Consider the following 24891-nt stretch of genomic DNA (forward strand, 5'->3'; position numbering starts at 1 on the left):
CGAAAGGGCGGGTTCAAGGAACCCACCCTAAAACGAGACCCAAAAGTTCCCCAACTCTTAGTCTTGAGCTGGCTTCAACTTGGCATTGTAAAACTCTTTCAAAACGGTCAGGGCTGCTTTTTTGCTCTGAGCATCCGCAGTGTCCTTTTGAAACTGATGATAAGCCGCGACCCGACCGTCCAATTCCTTCTCAGCGTTGGTCAGGGCATCGCGAGCAGCCGAGACATTGCTGTCCTGATAAGCGGTCAGCTTTTCATTCTGAGTTTTGACAAGCGCCTCGATCTTGCCCTTGGCTTCGGTCAAAAGCTTGTCCTGCTCAGCCAAAGCCGAGGTTTTGGCCGCTTTGTCGCTGATCGCTTGAGCAATCTTGCCTTTGCGATCTGCAATCAACGAGGTCAATTCCTTGGCCCGAGGAGTCTCCAGTTTGCTGTCAGTCAGAACCAGAGCCAAAAGCTCTTCCTGGTATTTGGCCAGATCGCTTTCAGCTGCTGCAAGGGACGCACTGAGTGTCGCGATGTCCTGATTCAGGCCACCGATTGCTTTTTCGAGCGTCTCCTTGGTTTTCTTTTCAGCCGCTTCTGCAGCCGCTGCATCATAATAAGCCTTCAATGTTTCCAGAGTGGACTTATCAGCTGCGGAGAGCGTTTCACCTTTTTCCGCGCGCGCGGACAAGGCATCATAAACGCCTTTCATGTTCTCACTGACATGCGCCAGATTCTCAGCCGCTTTCACCACAACTTCAGCCTGTGTGGTGATGTTCGCTTTCAAATCGGCTTCCTTACCAGCCAAACCTTCCAGGGTTTTCTCGATAGCCTGGATATCCTTATCGAGGGCTTCGCCAATGGTGGCACGGTCCTTGGCGTCCTGGGCGACGGCATAGTCCAGAAGAGTCTTGAAAAGCTCTTCGTCACGCTGAGCAGTTTCCACTTGAGCCGCCAGGCGCGTCTTGTCACTCTTGGCCGTTTCCAGTTCCTTGCTCAGCTCACCCTTCTGACCTTCCAGGTCCTTGACCTTGACTTCCAGCTCCGAAGCCTTGGCGTCACCGTTTTTCCGGGCTTCTTCAAGCTCCTTCTTTGCCGCCTCGATCTCGGTTTCCTTGTCACTGATGCTCTTGTCCAGTTCAGCCACGCGGGCGTTGGCCTTTTCCAGTTCGGCTTTCACGTCTTCGGTATTGCCGACGAGTTCCAACTCGGCTTTCAGCTTGTCGCGTTCCGTTTCAGCCGCTTTGAGGGCTTCGACAGTTTTGGGATTTTCGACTGTGACGGTTTTGGTTTTTTCATCCTTGCCGCAGGCGACCAAAGAAAAAGCGAGAGCCAGGCCCAGAACATAGTGTGTCTTGATTTGCATGAATACTCCAGTGAAAGAAAAAACAATACCTCACCAGCTGCGAGCTGATGTTGGTCCACAGAAAATGGAATAGGGTTGAAATCTTATATTGATGAGCGAAGAGCACCCATCGCGTCTGATGAATAATTGAAGAGAGGAAAAGAAGTCAACCGATCAATATTAAGAAATCAAAAGATGAATACGTGGAAATATTGATAAGATTATTAACTTTAACCGTTACGGATTTTAACGGTCAAAGAAAATCGGTCATCGTTAATTCATTTGGATCCATTGGTTGCCAAGGAGTTTATGGTTTCAAAGAATCGCCTTTATGGAACGAATCAGAAGCGCAAGAGATCGCCACCTGGGCAGGCTAGGACCAAAAAATAACTGAGACGGTTAACTTTCTGATTCAGTATAAGGTCGCAGAAATCGTTCTCAGTGATTCAAGACCGAAGAGCATCTCAGCAAAGATGAGCTTTGAGGTGGTGGGAAGTGTCACAATCCTTGTTGTCCATACCTGGGTCCAAGCGAGGATACTCGCACTCCACGGTAAGTGACGCTGGCGCAATCGTTGATCTTGTTATATGAAACTATGTGTATAATTAGCCATCATTCGACTTCATACCACGAGACTACTATGATTCAACAGGCCAAGCGTTTTATTCCAAAGGGTTTTTTGAGGTCCCTGCGGAGCGTCAAATTGTGGCACCTTAAATCCAAAACTGCTGAAGACGTCTTCACCGATATTTATTTACAAGGCAAATGGGGCAAGGGCAGCGATTCGCCTTTTTTTTCCGGTACGGGCTCCATCGAAGAGACTTACCTGCCCTACATCCAGTTCATGCAGGATTTCATTCGCAAGCATCATATCAATTCCATCGTGGATCTGGGCTGCGGTGACTTTCGCGTCGGACGTCACCTGGCCCAACAACCGGGTATTAACTATACCGGCTGCGATATCGTGCGGCCGTTGATCGAATATAACCAGGAAAAATTCGGGAACGAGCGGATCAACTTTCTGCAAAGAAATATGATAACCGACGAACTGCCCGATGGTGAGCTTTGCATCATCCGCCAGGTTTTTCAGCATTTATCCAATGAAAGCATCCTCAAGGTTTTGCCGAAGCTGAAAAAATACCAATATGTTGTTATAGCTGACGCCCAGCCGACTCAGGATACAAAGAAGGCCAACCACGATATCCCCAATTTTTCCGGAACCCGCGACGTGGTCCATGGAACAGGTTTGTGGCTGGAAAGCAGTCCTTTCAATTTGCCTATCACGGTCCTGCACAGCTACCCACTTCAAACCGCTGATGACGAATACCTGCGGATAATTCTCTATAAGCCACAAGACTAGATCGCGGGACAGCCGGATCTGTTCCATTTCGAAAGTTACCCACTGCTCCAGCCTCTGTTCTGTCCCTGCGGAAACATTCGCTCCTGCCAAACGCCAGCCCTCAAGCTGGCCTGATCTGCAAGCCCCGATGGCGTTAGTCAGAACCGTGCTGTTTTCCTGCTGGTACCCACATCGCATCTTCGGCCCAGGCCTTTGATAAAAAACCATACATTTGGCAGGTATTGGGAGATGTCCTGTTTTAAAAGACGCCATTTGACCTTCGGAGCGAATCGGCCAAGGCAAATAGGGTTTTTTGCCGTTCCGTAATCGTGTATGTACTTGGATAGGATGGAAAAGAAAGGATATTTGAAATCTGTTGAACTGAGAAATGGTCGGAGCTTGCGTCGCGAATATCGTGCTACCACATCGGGCCGCAAGGTACTCGCCGCAGCAAAAGAGAAGGTCAAAGAGCTATTCAGCGAATTGTTCGAAGAATAAAGCGATGTCCTTCGAGACTTGAAAAAGCAGGATGACTGGAATGCAATGGGAAAAACTATTAAAATCGAACGCGCCTAAGGCTGCAATTTTGATCAGACTGATGGTTGGCTTGATCTTCCTCTCAGAGGGAGTTCAAAAGTTCATGTTTCCTGCTGATATAGGTGCCGGCCGCTTTGAAAAAATTGGCTTTTCGAATCCTGAATTTGTCGCTGCATTTGTGGGAGTCAATGAGATTGTCTTTGGCACACTTGTGCTTATAGGCTTTTTAACCCGACTATCTGTAATACCTCTCATAGGCATCATGTCAGTCGCAATAGTTTCCACCAAAGTGCCTATTCTCCTGGATAAGGGATTTTGGAAGATGGCACATGACGCCAGAACAGATTTTTCAATGCTCATGGGGTCGATCTTCCTTCTGATTGTGGGAGCTGGGGCATTGTCTCTCGATCATAAGCTTCTCAATTCGAGGAAGTCGTGAACTATTTTGATACGATATTCCTTCAACTGTTCAACTCCAAGCTCGGCACTCCAGCCCTGGACCCATTGATGCGTCTGATTTCAAGCGAAATTCTGGCTGTGGTTCTTTGTGTCATCTTATTAATAGGCTCTGTTGTATTCAAAAAGAAAGCATGGCTCAACCTGTTGGTGGTTGCGTCCTTGTCTGCTGCTCTTGCAGACGTTATCGCATTTCGTGTGCTGAAACCATCTTTTGGCCGCTTACGTCCATGCCATGAGCTTTCAAATGTTAGAGTTGCAGCGGAAAGCTGCGGAGGGACTTACAGTTTGCCTTCCAATCATGCTGCCAACACGATGGCCGTCGCCGTCACTGGTATATATTTTCTGCGGACGGTGTCGTCGTTATGGCTTCTTCTCCTCCCGCTCGTCGCTGGCATGTCGAGGGTCTACCTGGGCGTGCACTTCCCAAGCGATATTGTTGTAGGATTTCTGTTGGGTGGCACCATAGGAACTCTCATGTATCTTTGCTGGTCATTGCTGGCTGGAAATACGCGAAATCGAGTTGCGAAGACAAATCCTAGGATGCACTGGTGACATCGACAAATAAGCATTCCGTATCTCATCGGAAGGAAATTTTTTGGTTATTCCTGAAACTGGGTACCATAGCATTTGGTGGTCCGGCTGCGCATGTCGCCATGATGGAAGACGAAATTGTGAGGCGTCGTAAATGGGTTAGCCGTGAAGAATTTCTTGACCTCTTGGGTGCAACCAACCTCATACCTGGCCCAAACTCAACCGAACTCGCGATTCATTTAGGCCATCGCCGTGGGGGTTGGCCCGGACTATTGATTGCTGGCGCAGCATTCATCCTTCCCGCAGCGCTGATCGTGACAGCCTGTGCGTGGGCTTATGTCAAATTCGGGGCCAAGCCGGAAGTCCTTCACCTGCTCTACGGTATCAAGCCCGTCATCATTGGAGTTGTTGCCCAGGCCTTGTGGGGACTGAGCAAGTCCGCAGTCAAGACCAGGGTTCTCGCAGCAGTTGGCATTATCGCCGCGGGCCTCAACTATCTGGGTATAAACGAACTGGCGGTTTTATTCGGCGCGGGACTCTGCATGCTGCTTCTGCGATGGGTCAAGGGCCGCTCTCAGGTTGCTGATGGCGGCTCTGCGATGGCCGGGGGCGGGGTACTATTGAGCTGGTTGAGCCAGGGGACTGCCGTCTCCACAGCGTCCTTCGGTGTCCCAGCTTCCCTTGGAGGTCTCTTCTTATTCTTTTTGAAAGTCGGGTCCGTCCTTTTCGGAAGCGGATACGTTTTGCTAGCCTTTCTCCGGGCTGATCTCGTCGAGCGGCTGGGATGGTTAACAGAGTCTCAGCTCCTTGATGCGATTGCCATCGGTCAGGTCACGCCTGGTCCGGTTTTTACGACGGCGACATTTATTGGTTACCTGATCGCGGGGAACCTTGGGGCATTGGTTGCCACCATTGGCATCTTCCTGCCTGCATTTATATTTGTAGCACTTAGCGGGCCATTGATTCCTCGACTCCGTAAGTCGCAATTGGCTGGCGCATTCCTGGATGGGGTGAATGTTGCTTCACTTGCGCTTATGGCTGTTGTTACTCTACAGCTTACGACCAGCGCATTGGTCGATATCACTACTTTGATTTTAGCCGCAAGTAGCGCCGTGCTTCTTATCCGATATAAAGTGAATTCAGCATGGTTGGTGCTCGGGGGTGGATTGATTGGTCTACTGGTCGGAATGAACTGAGAGGCATCGATTGAAAGCCATTACTCGCACGTCGCGGCTGATAAACATCAGATCAAACAACTCAACTCATGGGGACTCCCAGCACATGAACCAGAAAACCTATTTAGCCCTGGCCTTCATTTCCACTCTGCTCGGCTGTGAACTCCTTTCCGGTCAACCCTCGCACGACCCCACAGCCGTGACCCAACTCAAAGCCACCACCCCACTCCGCCCAGCCTCAAGCCAGCGTATCGTCGCAATCGGCGACATCCATGGTGACCTTGCCGCAGCGATGAAAGCCCTGCAGCTCGCCGGAGCGGTCGACGCAAAAGGCCGTTGGATTGGCGGCAACATGATCGTTGTGCAAACCGGCGATGAAATCGACCGCGGTGACGACGACCGACAGGTGATCGACCTCTTCGAACGACTGCGGACCGAGGCTCAGGCTGCTGGCGGCTCGGTGTATCCGCTTTCCGGAAACCATGAGGCGATGAACGTCTACCTTGATTTCCGCTACGTGACCGATGGATCCTTCAAGGACTTTACCGAAAACCTCCCGTCCACCATGGCTCCAATTCCCGATCTGCCCAGCCATCAGCAGGCCCGCGCGGCCGCCTTTCTCCCGGGCGGCCGATATGCGAAAATTCTGGCGACCCGCCCGGTGATGCTGGTCGTGGGCAACACAGCCTTTGCACATGGTGGCATCCGCCCCGAGCATGTGAAGGCAGGCATCGATTCCATGAATCAAGAGGTCGCCGCGTGGATGTCCGGCAAATCCGAACGTCCATCCTTCGTCAAGGATTCGAAGGGCCCCCTCTGGATGCGCGACTACTCCGCGGACACACCAACATCGGAGGCCTGTGGCATGCTGAAGGAAACCCTGGCAGCTTTGGGCGCCAAACGCATGGTGGTGGGACACAGCGTTCAGGACAACGGGATCAATGCCGCTTGCCAGAACCAGGTGTGGCGCATTGATGTCGGTCTCTCCTCCTATTACAAGGGAAAGTATGTTCAGGTCCTGGACATCCAGGGTGATAACGTCAAGGTGCTGTCAGCCCCACGTTAAGAAGGGACTGTTCAGGCTGCGACCGGAAGCCTATAATAAGACCAGACGTGCAGGAGGCGAACATGAGTAGGAAAGGGCTATTTCTTTTACCGGGCGCAGGACGATCCTACCCAATGGGAAGAATCAGCAGCATTTTTAAAGCCGATTGCGAGGAAACCGGCGATCGCTACTCCATATCAGAGTGGTGGCTGGAGCCCAATACCCACGGCCCTGGTGCGCATTCGCATGACGAGGACGATGTCTTCTATGTCCTGGAAGGAACCCTGAGCTTTCTGCTTGGCGACCGGTGGATCGATGCTCCGAAAGGTTCCTTTCTCATCGCGCCCGGTGGCATGAAGCATGATTTTGAGAATCGAACCAACCAGCGCGCCGGCCTCCTGAATTTTTCAATTCCTGGCGGCTTCGAAAAGGATATGCCCTCCATCGTGGACTGGTTCCGGGAGAACCCACCAGGTGATGCGCGGAAGTGAAAGTTGTGAATTTTATCCTGCTGCTGGTCATCGTCTTCATCTTCCCGCGGAACGCACAGGCGGGCGACGCCCGGTCCCGGCTCTTTCCAAATTGGAGCGAGCAGAACGGACAAGGAACATCCGAAAATCTTTTGGCCTATGAAATGCGGTCCTGTTTTTCTGAAATGCACAATGGGCATTATCCATCGGGTTACGCACGCTTCAAGATAATTCAGAACAAAGGCCCCTTTGATGTCCAGCTGGAACGCAGCACAAACTTCAGCTCCTTTATCGAAAGCTGCCTCTCATCCCATATCCAAAAATTCCGCAACAATAAGGAGCAACCCAAAGGGAGCCACGCTCACATCATATCCCAGTGCCGTCCACCCCAAATGGGGTCGCGCAGCAGCAGACCGGACTGTCAGGTGCATGTCATCCTGAATAATTTCTCTGAAAACAAGGAACTGGACCTTATTATTGAAAAGCACTGGAAGGAATCGCTGCAGGATCCTCAGCCCTATCGCCTCGTTCTCGATCTCATTATGCTCCTTCACACCATGTCCAAAAAATAGCGTTATATCCAAAACCTGCAAGGCATTGGCCTATCACTTTGGAAGCCGAAAAAGCGGATCCTTTTCCCAGTCTGTGAAAAAATACAGCAGTGACAGTCGAATGATCAGCCGTCGACAGACTCATCGCTTGAATTTCCCAATCTTACGCGAGACATACTGCGCGTAAGAATTTGGTGCACCCCTTGCAATGGGCCGCTTGCAAGCTAAAATTTCGAACGCAAGAAAGGGCCGAGTATGACTCAGCAGACTATTTTCATCTGTTTATTGATGGCATGCATACCGATCATAGGATGTACCCAGGAATCAGCTGGATACAGAGGTTCACAAACAAGCGCCAACGCGCCCGTCGGCAATCAGAATCCTATCCTCGCGGATGATGAAGAGGATTCTGAAGGCGAAGATGACATTGATGCCGACAAACCCAAGGGCTCGAAGGATCCAAAGCCCGAACCAAAACCGACATCGACTCCTGTTCCGACTTACTGCGGTGGCCTCGGCATCGTGGGTGGAACCCCGACCAACATGAATGATATGGTGGCCAAATCCACCGTGCGCCTCATCATTGGCCAGGGCATGTGCACGGGTACTATCATAGGTCCCAACCAGATCAGCACAGCTGCGCATTGCCTCGAAGAGAGCCCGGCGATTAATACCATGCAGATTCAATTTGGAATCATGCCTGCCACCAGTCCTGATGTGAAGGTAAAAGGCTATTCCGTACACCCCGATTACAAGGGCCTCGCCATCGGGCAGAATGGTTATCCCAACGTCAGACTCTTCGACGTTGCCGTCATTGCTTTTGATGGCAAGATCCCGCAGGGCTTTGGCATCGCACCGGTCGGCTCCACGGCGAATCTCCAGGCTGGAACCGAGGTGACCCTGGCCGGTTACGGAGCTTATTCCGACGATGACATGCAGGATCGCCCCCTCACCCAGGTTAAAAAAGCGGTCGCTCTTTTCGATCGAAACTTCAAGGAAATCCAGCTTCAGGTTGGAGGACAGCAGGGTGGCTGCTTCGGTGATTCCGGTGGGCCCAGCTACATTCTGAGCGAAAACGGGATGTGTTTGAAAACCCTCAGTACCACCACCGGTCCTGGCCGCTCCGGCGACGGCAGCTGCACCCAGGGAAGTGGAACCTTGATGGACATCACCGCGCATCAAGGCTGGATGAGCTGTGCCTACGAGAAACTCGGAACGCCACTGCCTTATCTGCTCAAGGATGAAAGCAAGGACGCATGTGATCGCACAACGGTCGTTCAATAAAAAACATCAGCACGACGCTCCGGTTCAACCGGAGCTTTTTCCTTTGCGTTGAACGATTCAGGGAATGGGTAAGCTTCCCAGCCCCTTGTTTGACTCCTTTCGACACAGCCATCTAAAATGAAGTCGAGAGGTGTCCTATGCAAATGATTCATCCAACGATCTTTCGCGTTTGCCAGGTGGGTGCTGCCTTCTGCTTCATAGGTCACGGCGCCTTTGGCATCATGGCCAAGCAGGATTGGTGTCCATTCTTCGGTACTGTGGGGATTTCGGAAGGCATGGCACTTCAGTTGATGCCATGGATTGGGGTCATGGACATTTCGCTGGGAATTCTGGCCCTGCTCCGCCCCATGCCCATCACGTTCCTGTTCATGACGTTCTGGGCGCTCTGGACCGCCATGTGCCGCCCTCTGGCAGGCTTCGGCTGGTGGGAATTTCTGGAGCGCGCCGGCAACTATGGTCCCCCGTTTGCTCTCCTTTTGCTTTCCAATTGGGGTTTTGATCGCCATAAACTTTTCTCGCGCCTTATGCCAGACACCAACCATCGATTCAGCAAGGCCATATTCGTTCTGCGCATGTCCACGGCTCTCCTGCTGATTGGTCACGGTGGATTCGGCGCTTTCATGCAAAAGAAAATGCTGCTGCAGCACTGGCAGGCTGTTGGAGTGAGCCTGGATCCTCAGTCGTTCATGATGCTGGGTTGGTTTGAAATCATTCTGGGCTTTGCTGCACTGGGCTGGTCGTCACCTCTGATCTTTCTGGGCATTTTTATCTGGAAGATCTGCACGGAACTCCTTTATCCTTTGTCGGGCGCCCCGATGTGGGAGTTTATTGAACGGGCAGGGAGCTATGCCTGTCCTTTGGCCTTGCTGATCTACTTTCGCATGCGCCCGCCCCGGAAAGCGATGACGGTTCAGCTCTAGATCACGGGGCGGGATAAGCTTGCCTGGAGGAACTCATGATTATCCCCAAACGCCTCAGCCGCGGATCCCGGGTTGCCATTGTCAGCGTTTCGTCGGCCGCTGGCCACCAATTCCCTGGAGTTTATAACTGGGGCGTCCAGCAGCTCCGCGAAGCCTTTGGCTTTGATGTCGTCGCGATGCCTCACACTCTGGCGTCACAGCAGGTCCTGACGGAAACCCCCCAGCTTCGCCTCGCTGATCTTTATGAAGCCCTGGAGCGGCCGGATATCGAGGGAATCATCGCCACCATAGGCGGCGAAGACAGCATCCGGCTCTTGCGCTTCATGGATTTCGACAAGCTCCGCCAGTATCCCAAGGTCTTTTGTGGAATGAGCGATATCACCGCGGTCCACCTCATGTTCTTTCATGCAGGCGTTCGCAGTTATTACAGCCCAACCGTCATGTACGGCATAGCCGACGGCGGCGGCATTCATCCCTACACGAAGGCCAGCTTCGAAAGAACACTGATGCAGGCCGACCCCATCGGTGTGCTGGAACCATACGAAGGCCTGAAGCCGGTGGAACCTTTGCCCTGGGACAAACCTGAAATGCTGAAGCATCCCGTCCGCGGGCGTCAGGCCAATGGCTGGGATTGGGCCGAGGGGGGAACGAAAGCCCAAGGCCGACTCTTTGGAGGTTGTGTTGAGGTCATTTGCCCTCTCTTGATTGGAACGGAAATCTGGCCACGCGCAAGGAGCTTTTGGAATGACAAAATCCTGTTTCTCGAGTGGTCCTATGAAATGGCCCAGGCGGAATTTACGCGCTGGTTTTTTCAAAATCTGGCCGCTCAGGGAATTCTGGACCAGATCCAGGGCTTGATCATCGGCCGCCATCACATCAAAGTTTCTGATTACACTGCCTGGGAGATCAAGCAGAGTGTCCTCGGAATCGTGCGGAAACAGGAGAAAAAGCAGAATCTTCCCATCTGCTTCGATGTTGATTTTGGACATACGCTGCCCATGCTGATTTTGCCTTATGGGGCTTTGATGGAAATGGATGCTATTGAGCGTCGCCTAACGATTCTCGACTCATCAGTTGTCTAAGCCTCAAGTAGGAAGAATATTCCGTATGCATGAAATACCCATCGTTCTATAATATCTTCTTATAGATCAGTTAAAGGCCGCATGCATAGTGGGTAAAATAATCCGTTATCTCATCATATTCTTTTCCATGATGCCCTTCCTACGGGCACAGGATAGGACAATTTCGGAACCAATAAAGCTATTGGATTGGGAATATCACTGGAGGGATTTTCCTCCTGGAACTGAGCTTGATTCCTATGAAATTGACACTCATGACAACGCTTGGACTGCCTTTCATGCAGACCTCCCACGTCCTCCTCATCGGAACGGGAATAAAATTGGATGGTTGCGAGTCAAGTTGCCAACGCACTTGAACGTCAAGGATCCCACGATTCTGATACCGGGCTTCGATATCGCCATTAAGGTTTATCTCAAGAATAAACTTCTTTTTGAATTCGGGGACGATACATTTGCTGGGTTTCGCCACGCACTCATACGACTTCCGGCTGATTATCAAGGAAACCACCTCTATATACGTCTCTATTCCGATCATGTTAATTTAGGCCTTTTCTACGATGTCGTGGTAGGAAATTACTCCAACTTGCTTCAAGACATCTTCTCTTCAAATCTCGCAGTTTCCTCCGTGGCGCTTCTGTTCTATTTCATGTCCCTTATTCTTCTGATAATTAGTTGCCTGAATTTAAAACTTAGAGAAATTCATCATCTGTCGCTGTTTGCATTTCTCCTTGCTAACGTCTTGATGTTGGTTCCAACCAATGTCTTGGGCCAGTTTGTATTCAAAAATTACTATCTGAATTTCCATGTTTTTCATTTCTCTACACTGTTGGTTCCACTGCCTGCCTTTCTTTTTTTTGAAAAGATATTCTCGAAAAAACACTACATGTTCATGCGGACTGTATTTTGGCTTGTACTGGCTTTTGCTGCTGCATCCATTATTCTTTCTATATCCGGCTATGTGCGAATTCTATCGACTGTACATATAGGTCAATCCGTAACTGCATTTGCAACTTTAACGATTTTTGTTCGATCTTTATTAGCTATGAAAGATAAAGAACCCTTCAGCAATGTTGTAGGATTTGGACTCATGGGGCTTTTTATTAGTTCCATGTTGGAAATAGCCAGACACTTCGAACTTGCCCCGCGGGGTATTCACATACCTATGCATTTCTGGTCGCTGGTCTTCTATTTTAGCATGATCATTGTGCTAACGATGTCGATCAACTCGACATTTAAGCAGAACGAGCACGCCTATAGGCAGCTTAAAAAGGTTTTCTATCCACACCAAATCAATTTAATAAAGAAGTCCTTTGAACTTGAAAAGACCATGCCCACGCATCCTGGCGAAGCATGTGTCATTAGCTTTGATATAATAGGTAGCTCTCAAATACAGCATGTTCGTATAAAGGAATTCTATCGAAACTTTTTTGCAAGATGCAACAGTGTCATGGCTGATGGATATGATGGTGAAAACCTAAGGTCAACAGCATACAGAATAAAGGAAATGGGCGATGGGTTCCTTTGCTCAATTGGTTATCCGTTTCAAGCCCTTTCACCTAATACAGCAAATGAAGCCGTAAATCTCGCAAAGCGCTTCTATAAAATCCTTCTGGAAGAATCGCAGTTTCTTCAGCTGGACACACCTATATGCTGCGGTATTGGTATTGCTCTTGATAGCCTGTCTGGATTTTATCCAGATTCTGGGGCGAAAGAATATGACCTCTTTGGAAGAGCCCTAATCTTGTCAACGCGGTATGAGGGAATGCGAAAACTTATTCTTAAAGATCAGGGGCGCAGCATAATGATTATTCAAGAGAAAGTCCATATAAGCCTTGATCGTGAGCTACGGAAAGAGTTCACTGAATATGAACTTGGTGAAGGTGGAGTGGTCGTAAGAGACGACCCAGCAGCCAAGAGGCTCTTCTATGTACATTTAAACTCCAGAAAGAGTGAAAGTGCAGGAAACCTGGTTCCGCTTCATGGTCATGCGGTGTGACGATCCCACCTATGAAACAGGCAGGCTGAACCCCATCGTGGAGCAACGGCTCCAGGCCCCATCCACTAAACCGAGGCCCCCATATCCACATCCCGTAACGTCCCCTGCGGCAGCTCCGCAGGCATCCATGTCGGGCCATCTGACCGCGGCTCCCCACGATCAAAATAAAGCTCATCAATAAACATCCGCCGCGCCCGCATGTCCGGATCCCACGCATGATATACAATCATCCGCGTGACCCCATCCGGCGCGAAGGTCGTTGAACAATGCCCAGGTCCAATCACCTTCCCTGGAATCGTCCGCAGAATGCGCGGCGCTTCGATTCCCACCTCAATTTTATAAGGCCCCAGCACATGATCGGCGACCGTATAATCGACTCCATAGGTCTCCGCCTCCCATCGTCCGCCGCTGTAAAGACAGTAGTAACGCCCCCCTTCCTTGATCACCGAAGGTCCTTCCAGCGTATGCCAGTCAAAGATCTGTCCATACATCGGCCGCTGTGCTGCAAAAAGCTGCCAATCGCAATAGGACCGCAACACCGTGTGCACACGCGAGGAAAGGCGGGTCATCGTTTCGAGCTCAGAAACCACCAGGGCCGTTCCTGCTCGAATTGAGCCCATGGCATCGGTCTTTGTATCGAGAAAATCCCGCGCATGAAACAGATACCATTTCCCATCATCATCGCGGAAAGGATGCGGGTCGATGGCAAACGGCACATCCTTGGGATCGGTGAGCTGAGCACAATCCAGATAAGGTCCCAGAGGGGAATCGCTCACGGCCACACGCAGTTGATGAAGTTTGTCGCCGTGACCCACGGAATAGTAAAGATACCAGCGCCCGCCTTCCGTGGCGATTTCGGGCGCCCAGAAATTATGTCCGAGCTTTTCATCGGGCGGCACCAGAGCATGGCCGGCGTTCTGCCAATGGATGAGATCCTTCGATCGGAGGAGTGGAAAAACACAGGGTCGTCCGAGGGGCGGCGAACGCCCCTCGGCATCCGCAGGACCTGTGCCGATTGCATAGTACTCATTCTCATAAAGCCACACGAAGGGGTCTGCGAAATATTCAGCATGCACGGGATTGGTATATACTTGCATTCATCGATCCTCACGCCAGGGTTCTGATCGAGACACATGCAATATATAGGGAAGATCCCGCTGGGATGCCAGCCTTTGCTCACAGAGCATCATAACCCCGCTCATTAAAGTGATCTACCGTCACCCCTGAAGGGGTGAGGCTTCAAAAGAAAAATCCAAAGGCAAAGCCATTCGATCCTTCTTTTTCTTTTTTGACGCTTCCTGTAGCCCATCAGAAAAGTATTCTGATGGGAGCCCTTTTTCGCCCGGTGCGCGGGAGCTTTTGGCCCGCCGCGACTTACCCATGGCTCCACGTCCACTGTCAGAGAGGGACAAGACACCCCTCTTTGACAACTCCGATCCGGAGTTTGAAATAAGACCTATTGCTCGCTTTTTGATAACCTCTGCCGCGTTATGATCGGCATTATCAGTGTGGCCACAGCTTTCGCATTTAAAAAGCGCCTGGCTTTTGCGATTGCCGGGATGAGTGCTGCCGCAAGCCGCGCACTCCTGAGAGGTTTGAAAGGCGGGTACTTTGAACCAGGCCTTGCCGGCCCGGTTTGCTTTATACTTTAAGAATTCCTCGAAACGGTGCCAGCCAACATTAAGGATGGCCTTATTCAGACCGGATTTGGCTTTGGCTCCATTTTTAAGCCACCTGCCGGAATCATCCTTTTTGGCCTTGGCTCTTCCGGTCATCTGCCTTGTTCTAAGGTCTTCGAGAACAAAAACCCTCGAATCCTTTTGATCGACCAACGTGCGAGAAGCCTTGTGGCAGAAGTCCTTTCGGATATTGGCAATATCGTTATGGGTATTTGAGAGTTTGACTTTTGTTTTGTGACGGCGCTTTGAGCCCTTCACTTGACGCGACATGCGTTTTTGGTAGCGAACAAGGTTTCGCCTGGAGCGATCCATGCTCTTTTTTTGCTCTGGGGTAAAGTCAAAGCACTGTTCACCTGCCTGAATTGGGCGTTTGACTCCCCGGTCGATGCCGATGACATGGTTTTGCAAAAACTCCTGGGACTGGCCGCGAAGGTATTTAAGGTGGTCGGCCTGGGATAAAAGCTCGCCTTCATCCTTCCCGTCGTCATAGCAAAAGGAAACCCAGAATTCATCGTGACGCTTTTTAATATAAAGGGACGCCGGCTCCTTGAAACCTTTATGGAGCTTAAGAGAAAGGAAGCCGATGTTATTGCGCTCAGCCCCGATGAAAAGTCTTTTTACTCCATCAGGGCACACTTCAAAGCGGAAAAGATCACGAGTGAGATATATGCTGCCGCTTCCGGTCTTTTTCTTTCTTTTTGGCTTTCCACAGCGGCCCTGCTTGAAGTTCTGGTAAGTATCAAACCAGTTGCAGGCTGAGTTTGCAAGGATCTTGCTCGGGCAATCAGAAAGCCACGGAGAAAGCTCGTCATTTTTGAAGTGTGAGTATTTTTTATCAATAGGCGCAAAGGTTCCAATGGGGAAATACTTTCGCGCATAGGTGGAATGGTAGCGGTATTCATCACACTTGGCGTTCCAGATAAAGCGTGCGCAGCCCATCCACTGGCTTAAAACAAGCCTTTGGTGATCTGTTACGTTCGCTTTCAGTCGAATGCCTGTAAGCATGATTTACCTTTCGATATTCTTTCGCTATCTTATGGAAAAGAGAAAATGGAGTCAAGCATATGTCTGGTGATTTTGAATGGAGAACAGGAAGACACTGCATATTTAAAAATCACATTCACCTTGTCTTTGTTACAAAGTATCGGCGCGGAGTTCTCACTGATGAGATGCTCGAAAGGTTGAACGAAGTCTATTCTGAGACGATGGAGCAGATGGGGGGCGAGCTTTTGGAGTTTGGCGGGGAGGACGACCATGTTCACCTTCTGGTCGCTGCGCACCCAAAAACCGCCGTATCAGCTCTGGCTGGAAAGCTTAAAGGAAAGTCGAGCTATGTCCTTAGGCAGGAGTTCTGGCCTGAGATCAAAAAAAAGCTCTGGGGGGATCACTTCTGGAGCCCCAGCTACTGCGTGGTATCCTGCGGCGGTGCTCCGCTCGAAGTGATCCGCTCCTATGTCGAAAGCCAAAGAAAGCCGTCCGAGAAAAAGCATATCGAGCAGTCCAAAAGATTTACGGGAGCAAGGCGAAACGAGGACAAGACCTGGGTAAGGAAGGGAGCAAAGGGGAAGGAACAGAGCGGCGGTATTCGCTAGCGCGAAACCTTGGCAGCTCGCCTTGACCTCCCCCTAAAGGAAGAGGGTTGCGGCGAGCTACTGCTCAATGAGGCAAAGCCCATGACCAAACGGATCCGACATCAATACGATTTTCCCATAGGGCGCCTCGCGGATTCCGGACTCGGCGTGACCGCCCGCGGCCACAACCCGATTGTGCACCGCATGAATATCCGTCACGCTTATGTCCAGATGTACCGGAGTCCAATGCCTGCTATACTCCCTGGGGTGGGAGCCGCCGCGGAAAGCCGGTGTGCCGCTGGCCTTTTCAAGCAGATAGCAGGGCACTCCGAGGCCTGACAATTCCACGGCATCGGGCCCGATGCGCCGCGTAACCTTAAGGTCAAAGACTCCACAGTAAAAGGCTTCCGCCTTTTTGATGTCCGGAACATCAATATTGATCAGGGCTCCTCGTGTGAGCATCCGTGCACCTCCATCTTGCATTGGATTCTACTCTCAACCCGGAGGAAAGTTCACTTGGGAAAAACAGGGTCAGCACGATGGCTGGCGGATACTCTGGGAAAGGCCTGGGCGGCCCCCTATACCCTGATTGGTTTAGTCTACGGTGTCCTGGGTTATGGAGCCGGACGTCTGGCCCACCACTGGGGTTGGTATTCGGTGCGGCCTGAGATCCTTCTGGGAAACAATGCCTTCCAATTCGTGAATAACCCGCTGGCCATACCCCATTCCGCGATTACGCTCGGCAACACCATATCCTATGGCAAGGGCACGGCGCCGGATCATTTCGGGGCCTACGGTGATAACACGGTCAATCTCGGTTTGCATGAGCAGGCCCACACCTGGCAGTACCAGATTCTGGGACCTTTCTTTGTTCCTGTTTATTTTCTGGTCGGCGGCATTACGGTGCGGAATCCCCTGGAACAGGCGGCTCAATCCTTCGGTCGCGGGAAGGGATCCTGGTGGCCGTGGAGAAGACCGTCATAAATCCAAATCCCATCCTTATGCTCCAGACTTTGGCTGCCCTTCGCATAGCCCATGCCCCCGAAGACTGCAAATCTGTTGGGTCCAAGGGCCACAAAACAATGCGCCATGCGTCCCGAAGGGCTTTCATTCGATCGAAGGAGTGACCATTCCCGCCTGCCGACATCAAAAAACCAAAGCTGATCGTTGAAATCCTCCGTCCCAAACCGCCCACCAAAGAGCAAAAACCCTTGGGTTCCCCAGGGCGCGATTTCCGCTGCTCGGAGCTGGGCATAGCGGGCATCCGGAATCGGAGGAAGGCTGCGCCACTGACGGCGATCCAGGTCATAACTGGACCCGGTATTGGAATCTCCATCCTCTGTGGCTCCGCCCCAGATAAAGACGTCACCGCCCATGTGCACAGCACGCGCATTGGCCCGCGGCGCGAGCGTGGATGTCGAGGCAATATCCAGCGACTCACCTGATTTTACATCCAAAAGAAAGCCATCCCCGCGCCTCTCCTGACCGATGAAACCACCCCAAACAAAGAGTTTGGATTCACCCACACTCAAGGCAATGTGGGAAACACGGGCTTCCATGCCGGGCTCTGCGGGAAAAGTCCGCCAGCTCCTGCTGTCCACATCATAGCGCCCCCAGTTTGTAATCCTCGTCAGTCCCTGGCCTCCAAAGAGGACAAGACTCTTTCCCACGCGCGTGAGCGACGCCTGTTTTCGGGGAATCAAACCTCTGTGTCGCGGCAAAGCCGTCCAGCTCCGGCTCCTGATATCATAGGAAAAGGCATCCGCCACGGCATTGCTATAAGCTGTTTCCCCTCCAAAGATATACAGGGCCTGATCAAAGACAGCATAGGACGTGAAATTTCGCGGCACAGGGCCATTTTCCGCACTAATCTGCTGCCAATCTCCGGTCCTGTCATCATACAAAACGAGGTCACTGTTCAAAGGCGAGGCCTTCTGCGGATTGATGCCGCCGAAGGCCAGGATCGTGCCCTCGATCACCCCGCAGGAACTGTGAGCCACAGGACCAAATTCCGCCGGAGCAGGATGGAACGTCCACCCGATTTTCCGCTCCAACGTTGGAGGCACAGTCTGGCAGCTGGTCAGAACCAAAGCCAGGCTTATGGATTTGAAAAGGAGTTTCACTTTGAGATGGCCTGCAAGATGATAAGCGGCATCAAATTCCAAAACATCCGGCCTATGATTCATGAAAAATCCCCCTCGCATTCCTGGGCGTCATGGCACCCACTATCCTCTGCCCTCTCTCCGCTCTTGGCAATGGGCTGAAACAGGGCTAATCTCCGACCCATGTTCAAACGCCCTCGACGACCCAATCTGGAGAAATAACTATGACAGGAAGATTTTCCACCTGGCTTCACGGCATGGTCGGCCTCCTTTTTTTCACCCTGCCTCTGGCCGCAGCCCCGGCTGATCTTGTGCTGACGAATGCCAGGATTCACACCATGACAGCGGAAAAATCGCAGGTGGAAGCCCTTGCCATCCAGGGTGGGCGTGTGGTGGCGACGGGAACCGCGCAGGAACTGAAAAGCTTGCAGGGACCATCCACGCGGGTCATTGATCTCAAGGGCAAGGCCGTGTATCCCGGTTTCCATGAAGGTCATGGCCATTTAAAAGGCCTTGGTTACCAGCTGGTCCGTCTCGATCTTTCCGGCGTGACAGACCTGAAGGTGGTTCAGGACAAGGTGAAAAAGGAGATCGCGAAAACCCCAAAATCAGAATGGGTTCTCGGCCGCGGCTGGGACCAGAATCTTTGGTCCCGCAAGGAATTTCCGAGCCGTCAGGACCTTGATAAACTGGGCGCCGACTTTCCCGTGGCGCTGACCCGCATTGATGGTCACGCCCTTTGGGTGAACACTCTGGCTTTAAAAAAGGCCGGCATCACCCGCAAGACACCGGATCCTGCCGGTGGAAAGATCATCCGTGATGCCCAGGGCGAAGCCACCGGCATACTGGTCGACCGCGCCATGGATCTGGTACGCGCCATCATTCCACCTGAATCACCCGCGCAAAGCGAAAAAGCCATCCGGGCCGCCCTGGCCCGTTGCGTGGAACTGGGATTGACGAGTTTCCATGATGCCGGTGTTGGCGCCGCAGATATTGCCATCTATGAAAAGCTGCTGGCCGAGGGCGCACTGCCTCTCAGGGTGAACGTCATGCTTTCAGGATCGGATGAAGCCCTGCTCGACCGTTATATGAAATCAGGCCCGGTGGTAAAAGGCGATCATCAGCTGCAGATCCGTTCCGTGAAGCTCATGGCCGATGGTGCCCTCGGTTCACGCGGCGCGGCGATGCTCGAACCCTATGCCGACCAGCCCGGATATTCCGGACTGGAAATACTCACTGAAGAGCAGGTCTACCAGGCTACCAAACGTTTTGCCAAGGCCGGCTTTCAAACAGCCGTCCATGCGATCGGTGATCGCAGCAACCGCAGCGTTCTGAATGCATTCGAACGCGTGATCAAGGAATTTCCCAAAACCGATCTGCGTTTGCGTGTGGAACATGCCCAGATTTTGGATGCTCAGGATATTCCCCGCTTCGGAAAACTCGGCATCATCGCTTCAGTTCAGCCCACGCATCTCACCTCCGATGCACCCTGGGTTCCCACCCGCATTGGGATGGGCCGCATGGAAGAGGGCGCCTACGTCTGGCAAAAATTGCGGCAGAGCAAAGCCGTCCTGGTCAGCGGTTCGGATACACCCGTGGAATCCGCCAATCCACTCTGGGGCCTTTACGCAGCGGTCACCCGTCAAACCCAGGAACGCCATCCACCCAAGGGCTGGAGCTTTGACCAACACCTGAGCATGGCGGAGGCTTTGGAATCCTATACGAAAAACGCAGCCTTCGCCGCCTTCTGGGACAAGGATATGGGAACCCTGGAGCCTGGAAAATATGCTGACATCGTGGTCCTCGACAGTGATTTGAATGAGCTTGTTCAGGACAAAAGACCACACGATATCCTGAAGGCCAAGGTGCTGATGACCATAACGAACGGTCGCATCGTGCACGAAAACAAAAAGGAATGGGCCGGCTTAAGAGGCTAACCCACCGGGCAGCTTAGGTCGCCGGTGGCGGTGTTACATAGCTGCTGATCAGATGCATCAACACCGGTCGATCAATCGGCTTCGGATGAAAATCATCACAGCCTGCCTCCAGACAGCGCATGCGCTCTGAACTCATGGCATTGGCCGTCAGAGCGATGATCGGCTTGGGAAAGCCCCTATCTCTCAGGGCCCGTACCGCGGCATAACCGTCCATCACGGGCATCTGCATATCCATCAGAACCAGGTCATGGACCTGATCCAAAGCCTTGTCAATCGCCTCCCGCCCATTGACGGCAATATCCACAATCGCTCCCGACGATTTCAATATTCGGGTGACAAGCAGACGATTGTCCTGGGAATCATCGACGAGCAGAATGCGCACGTCACTCAATTGCAGGTGCGACCCCGTGGAGTCCTGCACAGGCGCTTGCCTTGCGACTTGGGTTTCAGCCTCTTTCACATCAACAGCCACCCGCAGGGTGAAGGTGCTGCCCTTGCCCGGTTCACTGGCCGTGAGGACGAGGTCACCTTGCAAAAGGCGCGCAAGCTGTTTCGAAAGGGCAAGGCCCAGACCTGTTCCCCCAAAGCGCCGTGAAATCGAGGAATCCGCCTGGGAAAAGGGTTTAAAGAGAAAGCTCTGCAGCTCCCGGGCAATCCCGACGCCTGTATCCGTCACCGTAAACTCGAGGGTCTGCTTCCCATCCTGGGGTTCGGCCAGACTCACCATAAGACTGACGCTGCCGCTCGAGGTGAACTTGATCGCATTGCCGATGATATTGATCAAAATCTGTCGCAGGCGATTCGGATCGGTCTGAATTTCCTGAGGCAGCCGCAGCTCACGTGAAAATTTCAGCTGGAGGTTCTTTTCACGCGCCTTCGGCATGAAAAGATTTTCAAGATCGTTCAGCATTTCAGGCAGCGAAAAGGGAATGTTCTCGATGCTCAGCATGCCCGCCTCGACCTTCGACATATCCAGAATCTCATCGACAATCTGCAGCAGGTTCTGACCATTGCGAACAATAATTTCCACAGTCTCGCGACGCGTCTCTTCATCGTCATGGGAGGCCAGCAGGAGTTCCGAGAAACCCAGGATGGCGCCAAGGGGTGTGCGAATCTCATGGCTCATCTGGGCCAGAAAATTGCTCTTGGCCCGGCTGGCTGCAATCGCCTCCTCCTTGGCCCTGAACACAGCCTGTTCCGCCTCGCGCCGGGCCTTCCGGCTGGCAGCCTCCCGCAGTTCCCGTTCGATGGCCGGCAGAAGACGCGCGAGGTTCCCCTTCATCACATAATCATGCGCCCCGGCCCGCATCGCCGCGACAGCCGTCTCCTCGCCCACGGCGCCGGAGACGATGATAAAAGGAATATCCAGCTCGCGCCTGGTGAGTATGGCGAGAGCCGACATAGCCCCAAATCCAGGCAGATTATAGTCGGACAGGATAACATCCCAGGGATGACCCTCCAGGCTTTTTTCCAGATCCTGAGCGTTCGCCACGCAGGAGTATTCAATTTGAAATCTCCCCTTGCGCAGCTCCCGCAGAAGAAGCAAAAGGTCATCCTCTGAATCTTCGATGATGAGGACATGGAGACATGCCTTTTCCTGCATTGATTCAAGGCCCTATGTTGGGTGGACGTTCGTTGATAAGAAGCCAGTACATTCCAAGACTTTTGACAGCCTCGGTGAATTCGACGAAATCAACCGGCTTGGCCACATAGCTGTTCGCCCCACGGCTGTAACCACCGATGAGATCCTTTTCCTCCTTGGAGGTCGTCAGAATCACAACCGGAATAAGTTCGGTTCGCTTATCCGATCGGATTCTTTCCAGCACCTGAAGCCCATCAATTTTGGGCAGCTTCAGATCCAAAAGGACGATCTGAGGCTGCTCGCTCAGGTCCCTGCCTTCGTATTTTCCTGTTCCAAAAAGGAAATCCAGCGCCTCCGCCCCGTCACGGGCGACCACCACTTCATTGCTGACGTGAGACTTGCGCAGGGCGCGGATGGTCAGGGCTTCATCGTCAGGGTTGTCTTCGACCAAAAGTATGGTTTTACTTGTCACCGAGGGATCTCCTTTTCGTGATGCAAGGGAGGAAGCGTGAAGGAAAACTTTGCGCCTTGTCCGACTTCACTTTCGGCCCATATTCTGCCGCCGTGCCGATGAATAATCCGTCTGACCGTGGCGAGGCCTATGCCGGTGCCGGAGAATTCGTGAGCCTGATGGAGCCTTTGAAACGCACCGAAGAGCTTGCCAATATATTCCATATTAAAACCTGCGCCATTATCCTGAACGAAATAGACCAGCTCGCCCTGGATACGCTCGGACCCGAATACAATGCGGGCGTTGGCCTGTTTGGTGGTGAACTTCCAGGCGTTGGACAGGAGGTTTTCAAGGGCGATGCGCAGAAGCGAGCTGTCGCCGTATGCGAACAGGTTCTCCTGAATAATGATTTGCACCTGTCGATCCCGGTCGGACGCTTTCAACTCCTCGAGGATGATGCGTGCCATCTCGCTGATATGGATGCGTTCCGTTCGCATCTGAGCCCGGGTGAGTTTGGAAAGATTCAAAAGATCATCAATAATCCGACCCATTTTCTGCGAAGCGAGGCGGATGCGTTGCAGCGCATCCTTGCCGATGTCATCCAATTGGTCGGCATAGTCCTCCAGAAGTGCCTGGCTGAAGCCATCGACACTGCGAAGCGGACTTCTGAGGTCATGGGACACGGAATAACTGAAGGCCTCAAGCTCCTGGTTGGCCGCTGTCAGGTTCACGGTTCGCTCCACCACCCGACGCTCCAGCTCTTCCCGCGAACGTTGCAGCTCATCCTGAATGCGCCGGGTCTCGGTGATATCCCGCAGGGTCACCACGATCCCCTGGACGACCCGGTTCTCCACAAAAGGCGTGGCCAGGTAGCTGGCCGGGAAGGAACTCCCATCCTTGCGAACGAAGGTATTTTCGCCTTTGATCATCTGCTCGTTATTCAATATGGCATCCCAAACCGTGATTGAGGATAAATCCGGAGGGAAAATCTCTGCAAGGTCTTTGCCGATGAGTTCGCTATGCTCCCAACCGAGCAGTCGAACCGTCGCAGGATTGACAAAGACAACCTTGCGGTTGCGGTCAAAGGCACAGATCCCTTCTCCAAGACTCTGCGTCAGCGCGTCGGTGAAATTCAGCTGGGACTGCAGACGGGCGCTTGAGATGTTTGCGGCATCAAAGAGCCGTGCGTTATCAATGGCAATCGCAGCCTGAGGCGCGAGCCCAGCCACGAGGCGCTCCGCCGACTCGGTGAACATATCCGGTTTTTCATGGCCGAAAAAGAGGCCGCCCAGAACCTCGCCGGAACGCGAGATGACGGGCACGGCCAGATAGCTCCGCACGGGAAGATGGCCGGCCGGCATTCCGTAATAGGGCTCATTCTGCCCAAAATTGGGATCCTTTGTGACATCCCCGATGCGCACGATTCCTTCCCCCTTGAAGGTGGGCGCGAAAATCCTGGTATTGCGCGGCATCGGGAAGCGGGAAAATTTTTCACGCGGCACACCCGAGATACAGTAGAGCGTATAGGACTCACCATCCTCTTTCAGGACGTTGTAAAAGAAGGCCCCAAACTGCGCGCCGGACAGCTCGGTGGCCGCGTCGGTCACGGATTGGACGATCCGGTCCAGTTTGAGTTCCGCCGTCAGTGCGGAACCCACCTCATGCAGCTTCTCATTGATACGCGCCTGTTCGCGTAACTTCTGCTCGAGCTGCTTTTGATCGGTAATGTCATAGATGAGCACGCCGACACCAATCACATCATCCTCGCTGATGATGGGGAAGTAACTGGCCAGGGAGTGCACGAGGCCACCGGCGCAGGCCGGGGACTCCCCGTGAACCGGCACATTCAGAAGAGGTCTGCGCTCCTCCATGACCGTGTGCAGATCGAGGCCGAGGTCCTGAACTTCCTTGGAAAAGAGGCTGCCAAACGTCGTGCCGAGGATCTGCTCCTGCTTTTTCCCGCACATCTTTTCAAACGCATTATTGACCCGCACATAGCGGAGATTGCAGTCGAGGAAGGCAAAGGCCACAGGTGCTGACATCAAAAGAGTATTCAGGACCGCAGCGGAGTGTTTTTCACTGGCCACGGCCTGCCGGGCTTCGGTGAAGAGCCTGGAGTTTTCCATGGCCAGCGCGGCGCGTGACGCCAGTTCAAAGACGAAATCGAGATCCTTGGATCGGTAACGACGGTCCGATTCGGCGAAGGTAAACGAGATGGCTCCCAGGATTTTACCGTGTACTTTCATAGGCATGATAATCGCCGACTTCATTCCCAGGGAGCGAATGATCGCCAGATGTTTTTCATCCCGGGCCGTGCTCACCAGCAATTCATCGGGGATATCCGGATAAAATTGCGGTGCTCCGGTTTTCATGACCAGAGCCAGACCGTGATTGTCGCTGAGCTGCGGGGGATACTTATCGAAGAGTTCGAACGCCAGCGCCGTCTTGCGATTATCGGTATGCACGACGGCCAGACGCCGGATGTTCCCCCCATCTTCCAGGATGTCGATCGCACACCAGTCCGCACAGACAGGCACCGACAGGTGGGCGACATTGGAGAGTGTTGTTTCATAATCCAGGGAGCTGGAGAGAAGCTGGCTCGCATCAGCCAGGAATTTGAAACGGGTGTCCGCGGATTCATTCATCCAAAGGAGTTCATCGGGTTTTGTCATCACGGCCCATACCCAAGCGAAAAGATTGTAAGTTCAGCAAATGTCGTGGCTCGCAAAGGCCTGACTCTACTAAGTTTGACGTATACTCATTCACGCCCATGAAGTCGATAGAAAAGGCCCCAATGACAACGAGACCATGAAGCTTGGAGAATACACTTAAGCCTCGTGCGATCGCATTCGGTTGC

23 protein-coding genes are annotated in these 24891 nt (G+C 52.5%); 15 read left to right on the forward strand and 8 right to left on the reverse strand.

Annotated elements, in window-relative coordinates; translation table 11 throughout:
• Positions 1-57 precede the first annotated feature (57 nt).
• Positions 58-1347, reverse strand: a complete 1290-nt coding sequence (locus OLTU_RS00195) for a coiled-coil domain-containing protein (protein WP_141730760.1) — start codon at positions 1345-1347, stop codon at positions 58-60.
• A 535-nt stretch (positions 1348-1882) separates the two neighbouring features.
• Between OLTU_RS00195 and OLTU_RS00200 the strand changes: the two genes are divergently transcribed.
• The 12 genes from OLTU_RS00200 to OLTU_RS00255 all read left to right on the forward strand — a co-directional run bounded on the left by OLTU_RS00200 (position 1883) and on the right by OLTU_RS00255 (position 12712).
• Positions 1883-2686: a class I SAM-dependent methyltransferase gene (locus OLTU_RS00200; protein WP_141730761.1), complete on the forward strand. Its 804-nt coding sequence runs from the start codon at positions 1883-1885 to the stop codon at positions 2684-2686.
• Between the two features lie 345 nt (positions 2687-3031).
• A complete protein-coding gene (locus OLTU_RS00205) occupies positions 3032-3163 on the forward strand; it encodes a hypothetical protein (RefSeq protein ID WP_245676799.1) in 132 nt (43 codons plus the stop codon).
• A 40-nt stretch (positions 3164-3203) separates the two neighbouring features.
• Positions 3204-3641: a DoxX family protein gene (locus tag OLTU_RS00210; RefSeq protein WP_141730763.1), complete on the forward strand. Its 438-nt coding sequence runs from the start codon at positions 3204-3206 to the stop codon at positions 3639-3641.
• Positions 3638-4213 carry a phosphatase PAP2 family protein gene (locus OLTU_RS00215; protein ID WP_141730764.1) on the forward strand — a complete coding sequence of 192 codons (576 nt, stop codon included), beginning with the start codon at positions 3638-3640 and terminating at the stop codon, positions 4211-4213. The genes OLTU_RS00210 and OLTU_RS00215 overlap by 4 nt, the downstream gene beginning before the upstream one ends.
• The gene (gene chrA, locus OLTU_RS00220; protein ID WP_176736212.1) at positions 4210-5388 is read left to right on the forward strand and encodes a chromate efflux transporter; all 1179 of its coding nucleotides are present in this window, start codon (positions 4210-4212) and stop codon (positions 5386-5388) included. Before OLTU_RS00215 ends, chrA begins: the two co-directional genes overlap by 4 nt.
• 85 nt (positions 5389-5473) lie before the next feature.
• Positions 5474-6433, forward strand: a complete 960-nt coding sequence (locus tag OLTU_RS00225; RefSeq protein ID WP_141730766.1) for a shewanella-like protein phosphatase — start codon at positions 5474-5476, stop codon at positions 6431-6433.
• A gap of 62 nt (positions 6434-6495) precedes the next feature.
• Positions 6496-6903: a cupin domain-containing protein gene (locus OLTU_RS00230; RefSeq protein ID WP_218109751.1), complete on the forward strand. Its 408-nt coding sequence runs from the start codon at positions 6496-6498 to the stop codon at positions 6901-6903.
• Positions 6900-7454: a hypothetical protein gene (locus OLTU_RS00235; RefSeq protein ID WP_141730767.1), complete on the forward strand. Its 555-nt coding sequence runs from the start codon at positions 6900-6902 to the stop codon at positions 7452-7454. Before OLTU_RS00230 ends, OLTU_RS00235 begins: the two co-directional genes overlap by 4 nt.
• A 267-nt stretch (positions 7455-7721) precedes the next feature.
• Positions 7722-8717, forward strand: coding sequence for a trypsin-like serine protease (locus tag OLTU_RS00240; protein ID WP_218109752.1), 996 nt, complete (start codon positions 7722-7724; stop codon positions 8715-8717).
• A gap of 137 nt (positions 8718-8854) precedes the next feature.
• Entirely contained in the window at positions 8855-9637 is a 783-nt protein-coding gene (locus OLTU_RS00245) for a hypothetical protein (RefSeq protein WP_141730769.1), read from the forward strand.
• A gap of 35 nt (positions 9638-9672) precedes the next feature.
• Positions 9673-10719: a S66 family peptidase gene (locus OLTU_RS00250; protein ID WP_141730770.1), complete on the forward strand. Its 1047-nt coding sequence runs from the start codon at positions 9673-9675 to the stop codon at positions 10717-10719.
• Between the two features lie 127 nt (positions 10720-10846).
• Positions 10847-12712, forward strand: coding sequence for a hypothetical protein (locus OLTU_RS00255; protein WP_218109753.1), 1866 nt, complete (start codon positions 10847-10849; stop codon positions 12710-12712).
• Between the two features lie 65 nt (positions 12713-12777).
• Here the strand turns inward: OLTU_RS00255 and OLTU_RS00260 are convergent, their stop codons facing one another.
• Together OLTU_RS00260 and OLTU_RS00265 are read right to left on the reverse strand one after the other, a co-directional pair.
• Positions 12778-13809 (reverse strand): glycoside hydrolase family 43 protein, encoded by a 1032-nt coding sequence (locus OLTU_RS00260; RefSeq protein ID WP_141730772.1) that lies wholly within the window; start codon positions 13807-13809, stop codon positions 12778-12780.
• Between the two features lie 120 nt (positions 13810-13929).
• Positions 13930-15396 (reverse strand): RNA-guided endonuclease InsQ/TnpB family protein, encoded by a 1467-nt coding sequence (locus OLTU_RS00265; RefSeq protein WP_245676800.1) that lies wholly within the window; start codon positions 15394-15396, stop codon positions 13930-13932.
• A gap of 59 nt (positions 15397-15455) precedes the next feature.
• Between OLTU_RS00265 and tnpA the strand changes: the two genes are divergently transcribed.
• Positions 15456-15983: an IS200/IS605 family transposase gene (tnpA, locus tag OLTU_RS00270; RefSeq protein WP_369696328.1), complete on the forward strand. Its 528-nt coding sequence runs from the start codon at positions 15456-15458 to the stop codon at positions 15981-15983.
• 57 nt (positions 15984-16040) lie between these two features.
• On the opposite strand, the gene OLTU_RS00275 is transcribed toward tnpA, so the two are convergent.
• Positions 16041-16424 carry a VOC family protein gene (locus OLTU_RS00275; RefSeq protein ID WP_141730773.1) on the reverse strand — a complete coding sequence of 128 codons (384 nt, stop codon included), beginning with the start codon at positions 16422-16424 and terminating at the stop codon, positions 16041-16043.
• Between the two features lie 54 nt (positions 16425-16478).
• Here OLTU_RS00275 and OLTU_RS00280 point away from each other — a divergent pair, with 54 nt between their 5' ends.
• Complete coding sequence (locus OLTU_RS00280) at positions 16479-16946, forward strand: hypothetical protein (RefSeq protein ID WP_141730774.1); 468 nt, start codon at positions 16479-16481, stop codon at positions 16944-16946.
• Here the strand turns inward: OLTU_RS00280 and OLTU_RS00285 are convergent.
• Positions 16892-18148, reverse strand: coding sequence for a Kelch repeat-containing protein (locus OLTU_RS00285; protein WP_176736213.1), 1257 nt, complete (start codon positions 18146-18148; stop codon positions 16892-16894). The genes OLTU_RS00280 and OLTU_RS00285 overlap by 55 nt on opposite strands.
• A gap of 140 nt (positions 18149-18288) precedes the next feature.
• Here OLTU_RS00285 and OLTU_RS00290 point away from each other — a divergent pair, with 140 nt between their 5' ends.
• Positions 18289-20001, forward strand: coding sequence for an amidohydrolase (locus tag OLTU_RS00290; protein ID WP_141730776.1), 1713 nt, complete (start codon positions 18289-18291; stop codon positions 19999-20001).
• A 13-nt stretch (positions 20002-20014) separates the two neighbouring features.
• Here the strand turns inward: OLTU_RS00290 and OLTU_RS00295 are convergent, their stop codons facing one another.
• The 3 genes from OLTU_RS00295 to OLTU_RS00305 are packed head-to-tail and all read right to left on the reverse strand — an operon-like array spanning position 20015 to position 24679.
• Positions 20015-21604, reverse strand: coding sequence for a hybrid sensor histidine kinase/response regulator (locus OLTU_RS00295; RefSeq protein WP_141730777.1), 1590 nt, complete (start codon positions 21602-21604; stop codon positions 20015-20017).
• 4 nt (positions 21605-21608) lie between these two features.
• Complete coding sequence (locus OLTU_RS00300) at positions 21609-22055, reverse strand: response regulator (protein ID WP_141730778.1); 447 nt, start codon at positions 22053-22055, stop codon at positions 21609-21611.
• Positions 22052-24679 (reverse strand): GAF domain-containing protein, encoded by a 2628-nt coding sequence (locus OLTU_RS00305; RefSeq protein ID WP_218109754.1) that lies wholly within the window; start codon positions 24677-24679, stop codon positions 22052-22054. Before OLTU_RS00305 ends, OLTU_RS00300 begins: the two co-directional genes overlap by 4 nt.
• Between the last annotated feature and the right edge of the window lie 212 nt (positions 24680-24891).

It is taken from the genome of Oligoflexus tunisiensis, from assembly GCF_001748245.1.
In the GTDB taxonomy this organism is placed as follows: domain Bacteria; phylum Bdellovibrionota_B; class Oligoflexia; order Oligoflexales; family Oligoflexaceae; genus Oligoflexus; species Oligoflexus tunisiensis.